This is a genomic window from Oleiphilus sp. HI0067, assembly GCF_001635735.1.
The window spans coordinates 1-903 of the sequence record NZ_LWFI01000448.1 but is presented as its reverse complement, the minus strand read 5'-3'; the positions used below and the strand labels follow the sequence as shown (position 1 = coordinate 903).

1 protein-coding gene and 1 pseudogene are annotated in these 903 nt (G+C 44.3%); both read right to left on the bottom strand.

What is annotated here, in order from left to right:
• Positions 1 to 205 (bottom strand): annotated as a pseudogene (avtA, locus tag A3739_RS05415) (valine--pyruvate transaminase); the annotation flags it as partial.
• A partial coding sequence (locus A3739_RS05410; RefSeq protein ID WP_082878282.1) for a hypothetical protein occupies positions 205 to 903 on the bottom strand: 699 nt, incomplete at its 5' end. The pseudogene avtA and the gene A3739_RS05410, both read right to left, overlap by 1 nt.

The window sequence follows — 903 nt, the reverse complement described above, 5'->3', positions numbered from 1 at the left end:
ATCGGCGAAAGGCATCAGGACTGTTCGCCAACTCGGCTAAACGATCACGAAACAGTTCTTCGACGACAGGTATATGAGCCGGATTACCACCTCCCATCATGATCATATCAGACCCAGAATTTAAAGCGTTCCCAAGGTCTTCCATTAATCCTGTAATACCCGATTCACCACCTAATTTGTTGCCAAAATTTGAAAATCTAGCCATTACTTATTACTCGCCGTATTCGTCAAAAACATTGTTATCCATGTACTCACTAAACGCTCATCCGTCGTTTTCTGAAGCGAAGCCATAGCCTGCTTGTATAAATCAGGCGGATATAAAGACTCTCTTAACGACATCAGTTGCTGACTATAATCAACCGTAAATTCTGGATGCCCTTGAAACCCTAACACCCTACCCGGAATGCAAAATGCAGCATTTGGGCAAAAATCACTCCCGTAAAGACGCACCGCAGTCGGCGGCAGACACACGACTTGATCTTGATGACTGTACAACAAGGTGATTGACTCAGGCATATTTTGAAAAAAATCTTGCTGCGTTTGACGGCTATGCGTCATCGCACCAATCCCCCAACCTTTGTCTGATTTTATAGCTTCGCCGCCAAGCACATCGGCAAGTAACTGATGACCGAAACACACTCCAACCATTGGAATATGCATATCATAGATCTCAGATACACAGCGGCGTAAAGGTTCTCGCCAAGCAACTAAGTCATACACACCTGTTTTGCTACCCGTCACTAAGTATGCCTGACACTCAGATACATCTTTCGGTAAGGCACCATCGCAAACTTTATAAATACGAATCTGGTTTATATTTTCATTCGGTGCTATTTGCCTGATCAGGTTTTCAAACATCGCGCCATAGCTGTCGAACTCTTCACGTAACTCTGGTGCGATTTC